The 15,205-nt window shown below is 65.5% G+C and carries 11 protein-coding genes; 5 read left to right on the forward strand and 6 right to left on the reverse strand.

Annotated elements, in window-relative coordinates:
* Positions 1-136 precede the first annotated feature (136 nt).
* Genes SK1NUM_RS11675 through SK1NUM_RS11690 form a run of 4 tightly spaced genes read right to left on the reverse strand, consistent with a single transcriptional unit; the run spans position 137 to position 6,119 of the window.
* Positions 137-2,596, reverse strand: a complete 2,460-nt coding sequence (locus SK1NUM_RS11675; protein ID WP_212322149.1) for an alpha-ketoacid dehydrogenase subunit alpha/beta — start codon at positions 2,594-2,596, stop codon at positions 137-139.
* A gap of 20 nt (positions 2,597-2,616) precedes the next feature.
* Positions 2,617-3,984, reverse strand: coding sequence for a dihydrolipoyl dehydrogenase (gene lpdA / locus SK1NUM_RS11680; protein ID WP_212322150.1), 1,368 nt, complete (start codon positions 3,982-3,984; stop codon positions 2,617-2,619).
* An 11-nt stretch (positions 3,985-3,995) separates the two neighbouring features.
* Positions 3,996-5,357 carry a dihydrolipoamide acetyltransferase family protein gene (locus SK1NUM_RS11685; protein WP_212322152.1) on the reverse strand — a complete coding sequence of 454 codons (1,362 nt, stop codon included), beginning with the start codon at positions 5,355-5,357 and terminating at the stop codon, positions 3,996-3,998.
* A gap of 9 nt (positions 5,358-5,366) precedes the next feature.
* Entirely contained in the window at positions 5,367-6,119 is a 753-nt protein-coding gene (locus SK1NUM_RS11690; RefSeq protein WP_212322154.1) for a DeoR/GlpR family DNA-binding transcription regulator, read from the reverse strand.
* Between the two features lie 386 nt (positions 6,120-6,505).
* Between SK1NUM_RS11690 and SK1NUM_RS11695 the strand changes: the two genes are divergently transcribed.
* Together SK1NUM_RS11695 and SK1NUM_RS11700 are read left to right on the forward strand one after the other, a co-directional pair.
* Complete coding sequence (locus SK1NUM_RS11695; RefSeq protein WP_212322169.1) at positions 6,506-7,180, forward strand: fructose-6-phosphate aldolase; 675 nt, start codon at positions 6,506-6,508, stop codon at positions 7,178-7,180.
* 181 nt (positions 7,181-7,361) lie between these two features.
* A complete protein-coding gene (locus SK1NUM_RS11700; RefSeq protein ID WP_212322170.1) occupies positions 7,362-8,666 on the forward strand; it encodes an HAD family hydrolase in 1,305 nt (434 codons plus the stop codon).
* Between the two features lie 82 nt (positions 8,667-8,748).
* Here the strand turns inward: SK1NUM_RS11700 and SK1NUM_RS11705 are convergent, their stop codons facing one another.
* Positions 8,749-9,573: a helix-turn-helix domain-containing protein gene (locus tag SK1NUM_RS11705; protein ID WP_212322172.1), complete on the reverse strand. Its 825-nt coding sequence runs from the start codon at positions 9,571-9,573 to the stop codon at positions 8,749-8,751.
* Positions 9,574-9,607: 34 nt separating this feature from the next.
* Here SK1NUM_RS11705 and SK1NUM_RS11710 point away from each other — a divergent pair, with 34 nt between their 5' ends.
* On the forward strand, positions 9,608-10,153 hold the full coding sequence (locus SK1NUM_RS11710; RefSeq protein ID WP_212322174.1) for a maleylpyruvate isomerase family mycothiol-dependent enzyme: 546 nt from the start codon (positions 9,608-9,610) through the stop codon (positions 10,151-10,153).
* Here the strand turns inward: SK1NUM_RS11710 and SK1NUM_RS11715 are convergent, their stop codons facing one another.
* Complete coding sequence (locus SK1NUM_RS11715) at positions 10,154-12,943, reverse strand: cation-translocating P-type ATPase (protein WP_212322176.1); 2,790 nt, start codon at positions 12,941-12,943, stop codon at positions 10,154-10,156.
* Between the two features lie 346 nt (positions 12,944-13,289).
* Between SK1NUM_RS11715 and SK1NUM_RS11720 the strand changes: the two genes are divergently transcribed.
* Together SK1NUM_RS11720 and cas7g are read left to right on the forward strand one after the other, a co-directional pair.
* Positions 13,290-14,045: a transposase family protein gene (locus SK1NUM_RS11720; RefSeq protein ID WP_212321357.1), complete on the forward strand. Its 756-nt coding sequence runs from the start codon at positions 13,290-13,292 to the stop codon at positions 14,043-14,045.
* A gap of 13 nt (positions 14,046-14,058) precedes the next feature.
* Positions 14,059-15,204, forward strand: a complete 1,146-nt coding sequence (gene cas7g / locus SK1NUM_RS11725) for a type I-G CRISPR-associated RAMP protein Csb1/Cas7g (RefSeq protein ID WP_212322178.1) — start codon at positions 14,059-14,061, stop codon at positions 15,202-15,204.
* The last annotated feature ends 1 nt before the right edge of the window (position 15,205 follow it).

The following is a 15,205-nucleotide window of genomic DNA, read 5'->3' on the forward strand; positions in this document are numbered from 1 at the left end:
GGTCCGCTGGCCTTATCCCAGGCTTGCTGGCGTTATCGCTGTCTGCTGGCTTCACAGCACAGGCAAACGTGAATAAGGCCAGCACACTGGCGTCAGGACCAGCGGATACGGACCGGACGAGGTGGGCGCGACGAGCTCAGAGGCCGAGACGGCTGCGGCGCGCCAGCTCGGCGGTGGTCTGGTTGCTGATCGTCACGTGTCCGGGAAGCGGCAGGATCCGCTCATGAACCGCGTCGATGAGCCACTCGGGCTGCGGGAAGAACTCCTTCTCCAGCTCCGCCGCCGGGGTGATGGCGTTGCGGGAGCCGACCACGGTGATGGGCGCGTCGAGGTGGTCGAAAGCGATGGTCTGCACCTTCGAGGCGACGTCGTGCAGGAAGGAGCCGCGCTCGACCGCGTCGGAGCTCAGCAGCAGGCGGCCGGTCTTCTTCACCGACTCCACCACCACGTCGAGGTTCAGCGGGGCGACGAAACGCAGGTCGATGACCTCCGCGGACAGGCCATACCTGGACTGCAGGAGCTCAGCGGCCTCCAGGGCGCGATACAGGGTGGCGCCGAGGGTCGCGATCGTCAGGTCGCTGCCCTCGCGGCGGATGACGGGCTCGCCCTCCGGCACCTCGTAGTAGCCCTCCGGCACACCCCCGGGCTGGAACTCCTCGGCCTTGTCGTAGAGCAGCTGCGACTCGAAGAACACCACCGGGTCGGTACCACGCAGCGCCAGGTTCATCATGCCCTTGGCGTCGTAGGGGGTGGCCGGGTAGTAGACCTTCAGGCCCGGCATGTGGGCGCACAGCGCCGACCAGTCCTGCGAGTGCTGCGCCCCGTACTTGTTGCCGACCGAGACGCGCATCACCAGCGGCATCTCCAGCAGGCCGGCGGACATCGCCTGCCACTTGGCGGCCTGGTTGAAGATCTCGTCGCCAGCACGGCCCAGGAAGTCGCAGTACATCAGCTCGACGATGGCGCGGCCGCCGGAGAGGGCGTAGCCGACGCCAGCGCCGACGATCGCGGCCTCGGAGATCGGCGAGTTGAACAGCCGGTGGTACGGCAGCAGCTCCGTCAGGCCACGGTAGACGGCGAACGCGCCACCCCAGTCGCGGTTCTCCTCACCCCAGGCCGCGAGGGTTGGGTCGGTGGCGAACCGGTGGGCGACGGCCTCGAAGATGGCGTCGCGGTAGGCGAAGGCCTTGTTCTTGGAAACCGGTTTGCCGTTCTCGTCGCGGGCGGTGCGTACCTTGTTTCTCAGCGCCTTGACGCGCGGGTTCTCGGCGAGCGGGGTGAGCAGCTGCGGTTCCTCATCGGACAGCCGTTCCTTGTTCCCGTTGGAGTACATCACGGTGTCGATGAAGTCCATGTGGACTCGCGGTGACTGGTCCTCGTCGCGGGTGGCCAGGGCGATCACCTTGGTGAGGCGCTCGTCGAACCTCGCCTGGATGGCGTCGACGTCGGCCTGGGTGAGGACCTTGTTCTTCACCAGGTAGGCGGCGTAGTTCTTCAGGCCGTCGTGCTTCTCCCACAGCTCGACCTCCTCGCGAGTGCGGTACGACGAGGCGTCCGACGGCGAGTGCCCGGAGAAGCGGTAGGTGATGGTGTCGGTGAGCACCGGCCCGTGCCCCGACTCCAGGACCTCACGTTTGCGGGCGACAGCGTCGGCGACAGCGAGCGGGTTGAGGCCGTCGACGCGCTCGGCGTGCATGGCTTCCGGGTTCACGCCCATGCCGACGCGCGCCAGGATGTCGTAGCCCATGGTCTCGCCGGAAGTCTGACCACCCATGCCGTAGAAGTTGTTGAAGAAGTTGAACCAGATCGGCGGATTGCCGGTGACGCCGTCCTGCCACAGGGTGCGGTACTGATCCATGGCGGCCATCATCATGGCCTCCCAGACAGGACCGCAGCCCATGGAGGCGTCGCCGATGTTGGCGATCACGATGCCAGGCTTGCGGTTGATGCGCTTGAACAGGGCAGCGCCGGTGGCGATGTCAGCCGACCCACCGACGATGGCGTTGTTCGGCATCGACCCGAAGGGCGTGAAGAAGGCGTGCATGGAGCCGCCCAGTCCGCGGTTGAACCCGGCCTTGCGGGCGAAGGTTTCGGCTACCGCGCCGTAGAGGATGAAGTTTTCGGCGACGTCGGCCAGGTCGTCGTTGGAGACCTGCTCGGCGAAGGAGAGGGTCTCGCCGTCCAGGAACTCCTTCATGATGCGTTCCAGGTCGGCGGCATCGAGTTTGCGGGAGGCGGAGAAGCACTTGGCAAGGATTTCGCCGTGGCTGCGGTGGGACCCGAAGACGAAGTCCTCGACCCTCAGCTGGGAGGCCTGGCCGACGACAGCCGACTCCTGGCCGATGCTGAGGTGGGCGGGGCCGCGGTGGTTGTACTCCACGCCATTCCACGCGCCGGTGGTCTTGATGGAGTTGAGCATGGTCTCGAAGCTCCGCACGGCGATCATGTCGTGCAGGATGTCGATCAGCCCCTGCTTGCCGTAGCGTTTCAGCTCGGCCTTGAAGTCGGGTTTGTAAGCATTGACGGGCACCTCGGGGGCCTTGATGGCGCTCTTGGCACGCACGTTCGCCGGATCGACGATCAGTGAGCGGGTCATGTGTTTTCTCTCCTTATCGCTCAGGCCTTGGCAGCCCAGGCGGCCTCTCGGATCAGTTCACTAACGGTGGGATGGGGGAAGACCAGCTGGCGCAGGTCGGTGAGATTAAGCTCGGTCTCCAGGACGGCGGAGGCGCCCCAGATCATCTCGGCGGCGTAGCTGCCGATCACGTGGATGCCCAGCACCTGCCGGGTGCCGGCGTCGAGGATCAGCTTGGTGAGGCCGGGGGCCTGGAGACCGTTCTCGGCGACGAAGCGCCCGGACATGTAGCCGGGGACGCTGGCGGTGACGACCTTGCGTCCCTGCTTCTTCGCAGCGGCCTCCGTCAGTCCGATGCCCGCGCACTCGGGGGCGGTGTAGACGGCCCACGGAATGGTGTGCCAGCGCATCACCTCGCCGCGCCGGTGGGCCTTAGGGTCGATGATGTTGGCGGCAGCCACCTCCCCCATGCGGTAGGCGGCGTGCGCCAGCAGGCTGCGGCCGGTGACGTCGCCGATGGCCCAGACGTTCGGCAGGTTGGTGCGCATCCGGTCGTCGACGACCACGCCGCGGCCGGAGTACTCCAGCCCGCTCTGCTCAGCACCCCAGCCCTCGACGGCGGGCTTGCGGCCGACGGCCATCAGCACGTAGTCGGCCTCCACCGACTCCTCGGTGCCGTCGGCGGTGGTCCAGCTGACCTTGCCGCCGTCGATCGAGGTGACGCGGCAGCCGAGTGTGAAGGTGACCTGTTTCAGGGCCTTGCGGAGCTGCGCAGCCACCTCGTCGTCGGCGAAGGGCACGATCTCCGGCAGCATCTCGACCACGGTGACCTCGGTGCCCAGCATCGAGTAGAGGCTGGCGAACTCCACGCCGATCACCCCGCCACCGATCACGGCCAGGCGTTTCGGCACCTCGGGCAGTGACAGGGCCCCGGTGGAGTCGATGACCTTCGGGTTGTCGGCTGCTCCCGGGATGGGTGGCATGACGGGCACCGACCCGGTGGCCAGGATCACGTGCTCAGCGGTGTGGCTGGTGCCGTCGACGGTGACTCTGCCGGGACCGTCGAAGGTGCCATGTCCCTTGACGACGGTAACCCCGGCCTTCTTCTCCGTGGCGCCAACACCGCCGACGAGGGTGGATACCACCTTGTCCTTCCACTTCTGCAGCGCGGGCCAGTCGACGCTGATGCCCTCCACTGTGACGCCGAACTGGGCGCCGTGGCGGGCGTGGTCGTAGGTTTTGGCAGCCCCGAGGAGGGTTTTGGTGGGGATGCAGCCCACGTTCAGGCAGGTGCCGCCCAGGGCTTCGGCCTCCACGAGGAGCACCTTCTTGCCGGCATGGCCGAGCCGTTCAGCGGCGATGTAGCCGCCCGGGCCGCCGCCCAGCACGATGACGTCGAAGTCGGTCATTTCTTTTCCTCTCAGCTCAGGACGGCGATCTCGATGTTCTCCAGGAAGGCCACCAGGTCCTTCAGGAACCGGGCCGCGTCGGCACCGTCGATAACCCGGTGGTCGGCGGTCAGCGACAACCCGATGCGCTGCTCGGTGCGGACCTGGCCGTCCTCGTCGGTGTAGGCGCGCGGGAAGATGGCGTCGACGCCGAGGATGGCGGTCTGCGGCACGTTGAGCAGCGGGGTGAAGCTCTCGATCCCGAAGCCGCCCAGGTTGGAGACGGTGAAGGTGGCGCCGCTCAGCAGGTCGGGGTTGATGTTGCCGTCGATGGCCTGCGCTGCCAGGTCCTTGCTGATGGCCGAGAACTGGCCGAGGCTGAGCCGGGAGGCATCCCGGATGGTCGGCACGAGCAGGCCGCGGGGGGTGTCACAGGCGAAGCCCAGGTGGACGCGCTCGAAGGTGGTGAGCACACCGTCGACGAGGTGGGCGTTGTGCGCGGGATGCCTGGCAGCGGTCTTGACGGCTGCGAACCCGACGAGGTCGCCGATGGTCACCTTGTTCATGCCGAGCACCGGGTCGGAGTTCTTGAGCCGTTTGCGCATCTCCAGCAGGCCCTGAGCCCGCGCGGTGGTGGTGTAGGTGAGCTGCGCGGAGCTGGCCAGGGAGTGCATCATCCGCTCGGAGATCACCTTGCGAATGCCCTTCAGCGGGGTCTCGGTGTAGGGGCCGGGGAAGCCGGAGTCCGCGGCGGCGGCTGGCGCCGTCGTCGGGGCCGAGGCCTCCTCCACCGGGGCGGCGGGAGCGGTGAGGTCGGCCTGGCTGACGCGGCCGCCAAGGCCGGTGCCCTCTCCCGCGACCGCTCCGGCTCGGGCTGCCGCCTTGGTGGTGCCGTCGGCGACGGCGGCGACGTCACGGGCGATGACGCGACCCCCAGGGCCGGTCCCGGCGGGCACCGCTGCGATGTCGATGCCCTCGGCGGCTGCCAGGTTCCGGGCGCGGGGGCTTGAACCATACGCACCGTCGGCTGGGGCAGCTGCCGCAGTGGCGGCGGGGGCAACGGGAGCTTCGGCGGCGGGCTCTGGAGCGGCCTCGGGTCCTGGTTCGGCGGCACCGCTGAACCCCACGTCGGCCAGCGCTGGGGCGGGGTCTTCGCCCGGTTCGCCGACCACGAGGAGGGGCTGCATGACGGGGACGTCGTCGCCTTCCTCCCACAGCAGCTTCAGCACGGTGCCGGAGGCGGTGCTCGGCACCTCCATGGAGGCCTTGTCGGTCTCCACCTCGCAGAGGATGCCGTTCTCGGCGATGGTGTCGCCCTCTGTGACCGACCAGGACACGATGAGACAGGACTCAACGCTGTTCCCGAGAGCCGGCATGACGATGACGGTTGCCATTGGTTTCTCCTAGACGATGCGGACGTGGGTGTGTTCCTTGAGGGCCTCCACGGCGTCGTCGGGGAGACCAGAGTCGGTGATGATGCCGGTGACGGCTTTCAGCGGCAGGAACGAGACGAAACCCGCCTGCCCGAACTTGGAGGAGTCGGCGACGAGCCAGGTCTGCTCGGCGCGTTCCTGCATGGTGGTGGCCACCTGGGCTCCCTCAACGAAACGCGTCGTCAGGCCGCGTTCCGGAGAGAACCCGTCGGTGCCGAGGAAGGCGATGCGGGTGTTGAAGTCGGCGATGGCCCGCTCGGCCAGGGGCCCGACGAACGATTCCGACTCCGGCCGGAAGACCCCGCCCGTGAGGATGATGTTCAGCGCCGGGTTGGTGCGGGCGTTGTTGAAAACCAAGGCAGAGTTGGTGACGATCTGCACGCCGCGCTGCCCGCTCAGGTAGCGGGCTATGAGCGCGGCGGTGGTGCCGGCCTCGATCATGACGGTGTCATCATCTGTGATGAGTTCGGCGGCAGCCTGGGCGATCTTCTCCTTGGCCTCGACGTTGATCTGCTGGCGCTGGAGGATGCCCTGCAGGGTGATGGGCCGCGCCCCGCCGCGGGTGCGTACCAGCATCCCCTGCTGTTCCAGGGAGCGGAGGTGCCCGCGGATCGTCACCTCGGAGACCCCGAAGTCGCTGGCGAGCCCGGAGACGCTCAGCCGGCCGTCGTCGGCCAGCTTCGCGAGAATCGCGTTCTCGCGTTCTGTGCGTTCCACCGCCATCGCTGGAGCCTTCCGTTTACTTACGAAATTCTTTCGTTTGACCTACGATACCGCATCGATTCAGGGCGTCAAACGGCGATAACGCAAGCTACCCGGAGCGGCGGAACAGCTGTACCTACTGGGCCAGGCACAGGGCAAGCAGGCCTTGGACGACTCGGCGATCATCACCGTCATCGCCCCTGAGAAAAACCACGGGAAACAGTAAGGGCCGGGTGGCCCCTGCTCATTGCCGGCACGGTGAAACTCACCTGCGGGCCCGTCGATCCGGGTTTATGCGACCGCCTGAACCGCCTTGACGCAGGTAGGCCAATGCCCCGCCGGCTTCTGCTCATCTCGGCTGCACCCCACGTCAGCGCGGCATCACGGTGGCGTTAGAGTCACTCGTCATGGATATCCTGTTCGACACGGCCAACCTCGACGACATCGAGCGGCTGACCCCGATCTATCCCGTCACCGGCGTGACAACGAATCCCACGATCCTCAAGGCGGAGGGCAAGGTCGACTTCTACGCTCACTTCCGCCGGATTCGCGAGATCATCGGCCCCGACCGCACCCTGCATGTGCAGGTCCTCGCCAAGGACGCGAAGGGCATGATCGACGATGCTCACAAGCTGCTCGACAAGATCGACGACAAGGTCTACCCCAAGATCCCGACCACCGAGGCGGGCATCGCGGCGATGCGCCACCTGAAGGCCGAGGGAGTCAAGGTCACTGCGACCGCGATCTACTCCAAGACCCAGGGCTTCCTGGCGATCGCTACCGGCGTCGACTACCTGGCGCCCTACTACAACCGGATGCAGTCGCTCGACATCGACACCCGCGGCACCCTGGAAGCCCTCGCCGGCTTCATCCGCCGGTTCGACGCGCCCAGCAAGATCATGGCGGCAAGCTTCAAGAACGTCTCCCAGGTCTCCCACGCCCTTGAGGCGGGCGCCGACGCCGTGACCCTGCCGCCGAAGCTGCTGCGGGCCGCGCTCTCCGCGCCGGGCATCGAGGCCGCCGTCGATGCCTTCATCAGCGACTGGAAGAAGATCTACGGCACCACGTCCCTGCCCGACTGATGTAGAGATTTCAATTATGCATTCATTGACTTTCGGACAGGCCTAAAACGTCTTTTCGTTTTCACTGCGCTCGGAGGGACAACGTTGATAGCGTGTCTCCGGCCTGCCCTAAGAGGGGAGGGTGACACATACGCGCCAGGCCTGAGTCCGGTTTGACGCGCCCTGAAGGAAGAAGCCCGGAATGAGTTTGGAATATCCAAGATCCACGCTGGCAGCCCTAGCAGCCTCTGCCTTATTGCTGTCTGCCTGTGCGGGATCACCGCAGCCCTCAGCACCGTCCTCAGCCAGCTCCCCAGCACAATCCGCGGCCACGGACTGCGCGACCCTGCCCGCCGATCCGGGCTGGTACGGCGACAATCATGACCGCCTCGCCGCCATGATCAAGGAGAAGGGCAAGTGCGGTGGCGACGGTGATGTGGCAAGTGGGGCGCCGCTGGCGTTATTCGATTGGGACAATACCGTCGTCAGAAACGATATCGGCGATGCCACCACGTTCTGGATGATAGCCAACGGCAAGATATTGCAGCCCAATGACTGGGCTGAGGTGAGCACTTTCCTGACATCGGCGGCGGTGCAGGAGCTGACGTCATCCTGCAGCGCCCTGGCCGAGCCCGGACATCCGCTTCCCACCAACACTGAGGATGGCGTGGCATGCGCTGACGCAATTCTCTCGGTCTACTCCGAGGGCAAGACCACCGGCGGTGAGAAGGCATTCGAGAACTATAACGCCCGCCGCATCGAACCTCAGTACGCTTTCGCCGCCCAGCTGCAAGCCGGATACACCGACCAGGACGTCACGGCCTTCGCAACCCAGGCCCGGGAACAGAACCTGGCAGCCGAGCAGGATGCGACCCAGAAGGTCGGGTCGAAGGAGGTCACCGGCTGGGTGCGGTACTACGACCAGGTCACCAGCCTGATCAAGACACTGAAAGAGAACGGCTTCGACGTGCGGATCATCTCGGCCTCCGCCGAACCCGTGGCCCGCGTGTGGGCCGAGCCCCTGGGCCTGACCGGGAACAAGGTGATGGGTGTGGCCGTGGAGCACGACGACGACAAGATCACCACGAAGCTGAAGCCCTGCGGCGGCGACGAGGCCGGCATGCCCTACATCGAGGGCAAGCGGTGCCGCGTGAACCAGGACGTCTTCGGCATCACCGGTCCGGACGCCTTCAAGCAGGCTCCGGAGGGGCAGCGGCCCGCGTTCAGCGCCGGCGACTCCGACACCGACGTCACCTTCCTGACCGACGCCACCGCGCTGCGGCTGGCCATCAACCGGAACAAGGTCGAGCTGATGTGCAATGCCTACGACAATGAGGACGGCAAGTGGCTCATCAACCCGATGTTCATCGAGCCGAAAGGCCAGCGGGAAGAGCCCTACCCCTGCTCCACCAACGGCGAGATCCTGCCTGACGGCAGCACCGGACCGCTGAAGGACATTTCAGGCAACCTGATCGAAGACCAGAAGGACACGGTTTTCGGCGGCTGAGAAATCGGACAGAATATTCGACGGTTCAGCGGCATCTGTCTGCTGAACCGTCGAAATACCACGAAATATCTTCGGCCGAAGATTATTGGCTGCCGCGTTGCCTGGCGTAGGTGACGGGCGTCAGGCCGGTCACGGATTTGAAGTCCCGCTGGAAATGCGCCTGGTCGGCGTATCCGAGCGACGCGGCAAGGTCAGCCAGCCCGGAGGCATCCCCTGCCAGATGCCGGGCGGCCTCCTGAAGTCTTCTGCGGCGGATCAGCCACTTCGGCGTCAGGCCGATCCGCTCAGCGGACAGGCGTTGCAGAAAACGCTCGTTCACCCCGAAACGCTCGCAGATCTGACTGACCCGCTGGATGCCGGCCTCACTCTCGACGGCACGTACGACGGCGTTGACGACAATCCCGTCCTTGTCCACCGGCAGCAGCTTCCGCAGCGCGGTTTCCATGACGGCGACCGCGGTCTCCCGGCTCACCGGGTCGTTGGGATCGGTCATGCTGGCCCGCACATCGGTGACCAGGCGGTGAACGTCCGGCAGCCCCGAGTCCGCGAGATCCATCTGCCCGTCGGTGAGCGTTGAGACATCCGCCCCGATCAGGCGCTGGCCGACGGCAGGCTGCAGCATCACCCCGACGGCCCATCCCCGGCCGGTGAGTCGTTTGGTGGCGAGCCCTGTCGTGGGACCGATGAGGCTGGCATAGTCGTTTCCGACCACCACCAGGCAAACCGGGTACTGCAGGACGCGCTGCACCGAAACCCACCCAGGCGCGAGATCCCACACCGGAACCCAGTAGCGGCGTACCACATCGGCCAGGCCGGGCCGGGGCGCGAATCTGTAGACCGGCGGGCTGAAGCCACGGTCGTCGGCCAGCTGCGCGGGCTCCAGAAAAGCTGTGTCGTATTCGTTCAATACACCCTTCCCTCCCCCGGCAACACTAGCCAGCATGGATTCTCGAATCGCCCAGTTCCTCGGCCACGCCGACACCTTCACCCAAAGGACGACATCCCTCAGCGCCGCGCAGTGGGCATGCCCCAGCGCCTGCGAGGGCTGGACCGCGCAGGACGTCCTGGACCACGTCATCGACACCCAGCGCGAGGTCTTCGCCCGTCACGGCATGGATCTAGGAGCCCGGCCCTCCGGCGCCCCGGCCGAGGCGTGGAACGCGCACGCGGCCGCCGCGCGCTCAGCCGCAGCCGATGAGAAAACGCTCCTGGCCAGATTTGACGGCCCTTTTGGGCCGACCACGCTGGCTGATGTCCTGCTGGACTTCTACGGCTTCGACCTCATCATTCACGCCTGGGACATCCGGCGGGCCAGCGGGGAAGATCTGAAGCTCACCGAAGCAGAGCTGGACTTCATCGAGGCTGTCATCCCGGCGTGGGGGGATGCCCTCTACCAGGACCAGATCTGCGGCCGCCTTATCGAGGCTCCGGTGGACGCCTCCCGCCAGGCCCGGCTGCTGGCCCTGACGGGGCGCCGCAGCTGGTGATCACGACCTGAGGGAGCGGCGGACCAGCTTGACGACCTCCTCATAGACCAGCACCGCGGCACCTGCACCGACGGCGACGACCCAGTGGATCCAGTCCAGCGGAGCCGTGCCGAATGCGGCTTGCAGGAAGGGCACCTCCACCACCAGGATCTGCAGCACCGTGACGAGCCCGATCGACCCCCACAGCCAGGCATTGCTGAACAGGTGGTCGAATGCGCTGCCGGTGTCGGAGCGGGAGTTCAACGCGTTGAACAGCTGCATGAACACCAGCGCGGTGAACACAGTGGTGCGGGCGGTGATGAGCTGGGCATCGGTGGTCGCGAGTCTCTCCAGGCCACCGATGAGGCCGCCGGGCAGGCAGAGATCATAGATCAGCAACGCGAGCAGCCCCATCACCAGGCCCGTGCCGATGATCCGCCACCACATGTGCTGGTCGATGATCCTCTCTGTCAACTTCCGGGGCCCACGGCCCATGACGTCGTCCACCTCGGGGTCAACGCCCATCGCGAGCGCGGGCCCGGAGTCGGTCACGAGGTTGATCCACAGGATCTGCGTCGCCAGCAGCGGCACGACGGCGGCGGCCGGGTTCGCGGGGTCGGCCAGCCCGATCACCCCGCCCAGCAGTACCGCCAGAAACACCGTCGCCACCTCGCCCATGTTGGAGCTGAGCAGGTAGCGCATGAATTTCTTGATGTTGTCGAAGATCCCACGGCCCTGCCGGACGGCGGCGACGATGGTGGAGTAGTTGTCGTCGCCAAGGATCATCTCCCCGGCATCCTTGGTGACCTCTGTGCCGGTGATGCCCATCGCGATCCCGATGTCGGCGGACTTCAGCGCAGGGGCGTCGTTGACGCCGTCACCGGTCATGGAGACGATCTGCCCGCCGGCCTGCAGCGCGTCGATGATACGCAGCTTGTGCTCCGGGGATACGCGGGCGTAGACGTCGACGTCACGGACGGCCTGATTCAGCTGCTCTGTGGTCATGGCCTCGATCTCGCGTCCCGTCAGCGCCCGGGGCTGGCCCTCGGCGATACCCAGGTCGGCGGCGATGCGGGCTGCCGTGACGGGGTGGTCGCCGGTAATCATGACGGTGCGGATGCCGGCGCGGTGCGCCTCGGCGATGGCCTCGACGGCCTCGGGACGGGGCGGGTCGATGATGCCGACGATGCCGAGGTACACCAGGTCACGTTCAGCGTCCTCCGCGAAGGTGCCGGGATCCTGCCCGAGGGCACGGCGGCGGGCAACCCCGAGGGTGCGGTAGCCCTCGGAACTCAGCCGCTCGATGTCGGCGTCGATCTGGGCGCGGCGCTGGTCGCTGAGCGGCACGACGTCGCCGCCGGCCAGCTCAGCGGTGCAGCGTTCCAGCAGCACATCGGGCGCCCCCTTCGCGAACAGCCGGACGTGCTCGTCGGCGGTGCGGCGGCCGAGCACCGACATCATTTTGCGTTCCGAGGTGAACGGCACCTCGCTGATGCGCTCCCATGCCCCGACCCGCTCAGGCACGCCGTCGACCTTGTGCTGGGCGACGAGGAACGCGGCCTCGGTCGGGTCGCCCTGGACTTCCCAGACGCCATCGACCCTGGCCAGCTGCGCATTGTTCGCCAAAGAACCCGCGGCCAGGGCACGTTCAGCCTCACAACGCACCCTGGGCTCGTCCCCGGTGATGGTGACCTCACCGACGGGCTCATACCCGGTGCCGCTCAGCTCCATCCGGCCGGAGGGGGTGACGACCTCACGGATCGTCATCTCGTTCTTGGTTAGGGTGCCGGTTTTGTCGGATGCGATGACGGAGACCGATCCGAGGGTCTCGACGGAGTGCAGGTTCTTCATGACCGCGTTGCGGCGCGCCATGGCCTGCACGCCGATGGCGAGCACCAGCGACAGGATCGCGGGAAGTCCCTCCGGCACAGCCGCGACGGCCAGCGAGACACCCAGCAGCAGGATCTCGACGACCTCCTCGAGCGAGGAAACCCCGTTCACGACGCCGATGGCGATCATCACCACGACGGCGATACCGATTACCAGCCCACCCAGTGTCTTCGAGATCTGGGAGATCTCGCGTTGCAGCGGGGAGGGTTCGTCGGCGGTCTCGTCCAGCAGTGTCGCGATGTGACCCATCTGGGTGTCCATGCCGGTCTCAGTGACGACAGCCCGGCCCACGCCGCGAGCAACGGCAGTTCCCTTGAAGACCATGTTGTGCCTATCGCCCAGGGAACCAAGTTCGCTCAGCGGCGCCACGCTTTTGGTGACCGCCTCCGACTCGCCGGTCAGTGAGGCCTCCTGCACCTGCAGCGAGGAGGCGCTGAGCAGGCGGGCGTCAGCGGCGACAGCATCGCCCTCCCCCAACACCAAGATGTCGCCGGGGACGAGTTCGGCGGCGGCAACCGTCACCAGCCGGCCATCACGCAGCACCGTCGCCCGTGCCGCCGTCATATCCGCCAGGGCGGCGACCGCATCAGCCGCCCGGTTCTCCTGCACGAACCCGAGGATGGCGTTGGCCAGGACGATCAGCAGGATGACGACCACATCGATCGGCACCCCGTGGGTGCCCTCCAGGAACCACGCCCCCAGGGAGATGGCCATCGCTCCGAACAGCAGGTAGACCAGAGGGTCGGCAAACTGCCTGAGGAAACGCCGCCAGGCCGGCTCCCGGGGCTGGGAGCGCAACTCGTTGGAGCCGTGGCTGGCAAGGCGGGCGGCAGCCTCCGCCGACGTCAGGCCGGTCTCTGGATTGACTCCGGCGGAGCTCAGCACGTCCTCGACGGATTGCAAGGCAGGTGAGGTCGTCATGGGGTCCAGTGTCGCGCCTCATCAAGCATCTTCAGGGCAACGCCACGAGCAGATCACCTGACCGACCTGTCTGAACACCGTTCTACACAACCCCAGAATGACTGCCTGTCGTCTGGAGATGGCTAGCCCCATTGAGCATTTACACCCAAAACACCATTTCTGTCTTTCTCTTCCACTATGGTTACAGCACCTAACAATCAGAAGGAATCTTGAGGCTTATTCATAGGGGTGTTTTGGCTTTCCCCAGCTAACACTTTACCCGAGGGGGATGTGAGGGCGGCTTGCCCGATCTGAGATAATTCAAAATGCAGAAAGAAAACCCTCAGATGAAAGACAAGCCGCCGCCGTGAATACTACCACAAGCCTTGACCGTGACCAGATCCTCAACCTGTGCGAACTGATCCACACATCCCGTTCCGGAAACCTTCCCCCGGCAGGGTCCCGTGTCCTGGGCTTGTTCCGCTGTATCCAGGTCACTGTGTTGATATTGCGGCACAATCTCACCCAGGAGTTGCTGGCCGACATCCACACAGTCTCCCAAGCCACCATCTCACGAGTGGTGGCGGTCTACACTCCCCTGATCGCCGAAGCCCTCCAGAACTGGGTGCCCAGTGTGGGGGACCTCGACCCGGACCGTCAGTACATCATCGACGGTACTCTGGTGTCCTGCTGGTCGTGGCACGACCGTCCCGAGCTGTACTCAGGCAAGCACCACACGACGGGGGTGAACCTGCAAGTGGCCTGCACCCTGGCCGGACAGCTCGCCTGGATCTCCCCGCCCCTGCCGGGTAGTGTGCATGATGCAAAGGCCATCAAGGAATCCGGCTTCCTCGCAGCCCTCGACAGTCAAAGTCATATTGGAGACAAAGGCTACATCGGATTGGGGATGATCACCCCCGCGAAGAAACCCGCCCATGGTGAACTCACCGACAGCGACAAAAGAAACAACACGACCATCAACCGCGTCCGCTACCTCATCGAACGTGTCATCGCGAACGTCAAAACCTGGCGTGTTCTACACACCGATTACCGCCGCCCCTACAACACCTTCGAAACCACAATACAAGCCGTCACAGGACTCATCTTCGCCTACAGTCTATGAATAAGCCTCCTTGATGACAGCGCTGTCCCTCGAATCGCTCCACGATAAGCTCCGTGACCCCGAATTTGCCCTAGTCAGGGTCACCGCCACCTACCAACCTGGTGGTGGCATCGGAAGCCGGGTCTTTCCCCCAACATTCCCAACCTCAGGATCAAACGAATCGCCTTACCTCCTGGAGGAGCGCATCCGCGATGGACAGCCCCGGCAAGCTGTGGTCCTCGACCAGGTACCTTCCCAGGCCAATCGATGCGACGAAGCACTCAAGGCCGCTTGGAAGGCAGGGGATCTCCGGATGCCCATGCTCAGGCTCACCCACGAGGGCGCTGCGAAGGTCGTTATCACCGGTCTGGATGCACCGCACCGTGCCTTCGACGCATACTGGCGCGACTCCCTGCTCGATGGCGAAAAATTCGACAAAACCCCTATAGGTAAAGCTCTTCAACAGGCTTCTTTGGAGGACGCAACCGCACTTCTCCAGTACGATCCCGCAACCTTGGCCTATGGCGGATGGAACAGCCATCGCAAGGGCCACCAGGCCAAGTTCCCACGCTTCTACAGCAGCGAGATCGTCGGCTGGGATCCCGTTGTGGGCACGCGCAAGGCAGGCCGGATGGACCCGCTCAACCTCACCGGCTCACGAAACGGCGAGGGTGATGAGTGGACGTACTCGACGGCCGCGGCCAAAGGCACCAAAGCCAAGCTGAGCGAGATCGGGCACGGGAACATCGCCCCGAATTCCGCTCACGGCGGTGTGACCATCACCGAGGCGACTCGTTTCTCCACGCTGAGCCTCACCGCAGTCCGTCGGATTGGGTTTGGTGATCTGACGACAGAGGCCACATTGGCGGCTCGCACGCTCCTGGTCGCCTTCGCACTGCTGGGTGACCGGCTGGCTTTCGGTGGTGCCGGGATCTGGCTGCGCAGCGGCTGTGACCTGGTAGCAGAGTCGGAGTCCCTCGAATGGATCGGACGCGGCGGCGTAGTGGAGCCTTTCACCCTGTCTACTGACGAGGCGCTCAGGCTCTACGACGAGGCGCTGAAGGCTGCGCAGGCTGCCGAGGTCCCGCTGCACCTCGACCCCATCGAATTGACCCCCTCCAAGTCGCTCGCCGCAGCTATCGACTTCAGCATGACCAAGGCCGAGTCCGCAGGGGAGTGAC

It is taken from the genome of Arachnia rubra, from assembly GCF_019973735.1.
GTDB lineage: Bacteria > Actinomycetota > Actinomycetes > Propionibacteriales > Propionibacteriaceae > Arachnia > Arachnia rubra.

What these genes read in the sequence shown, in the direction of transcription:
- SK1NUM_RS11690 (WP_212322154.1), bottom strand. Translation starts at nt 6,119, where the DNA reads ATGGCGGTGGAACGCACAGAACGCGAGAACGCGATTCTCGCGAAGCTG.
- SK1NUM_RS11715 (WP_212322176.1), bottom strand. Translation starts at nt 12,943, where the DNA reads ATGACGACCTCACCTGCCTTGCAATCCGTCGAGGACGTGCTGAGCTCC.
- SK1NUM_RS11675 (WP_212322149.1), bottom strand. Translation starts at nt 2,596, where the DNA reads ATGACCCGCTCACTGATCGTCGATCCGGCGAACGTGCGTGCCAAGAGC.
- cas7g (WP_212322178.1), top strand. Translation starts at nt 14,059, where the DNA reads ATGACAGCGCTGTCCCTCGAATCGCTCCACGATAAGCTCCGTGACCCC.
- SK1NUM_RS11695 (WP_212322169.1), top strand. Translation starts at nt 6,506, where the DNA reads ATGGATATCCTGTTCGACACGGCCAACCTCGACGACATCGAGCGGCTG.
- SK1NUM_RS11685 (WP_212322152.1), bottom strand. Translation starts at nt 5,357, where the DNA reads ATGGCAACCGTCATCGTCATGCCGGCTCTCGGGAACAGCGTTGAGTCC.
- lpdA (WP_212322150.1), bottom strand. Translation starts at nt 3,984, where the DNA reads ATGACCGACTTCGACGTCATCGTGCTGGGCGGCGGCCCGGGCGGCTAC.
- SK1NUM_RS11710 (WP_212322174.1), top strand. Translation starts at nt 9,608, where the DNA reads ATGGATTCTCGAATCGCCCAGTTCCTCGGCCACGCCGACACCTTCACC.
- SK1NUM_RS11700 (WP_212322170.1), top strand. Translation starts at nt 7,362, where the DNA reads ATGAGTTTGGAATATCCAAGATCCACGCTGGCAGCCCTAGCAGCCTCT.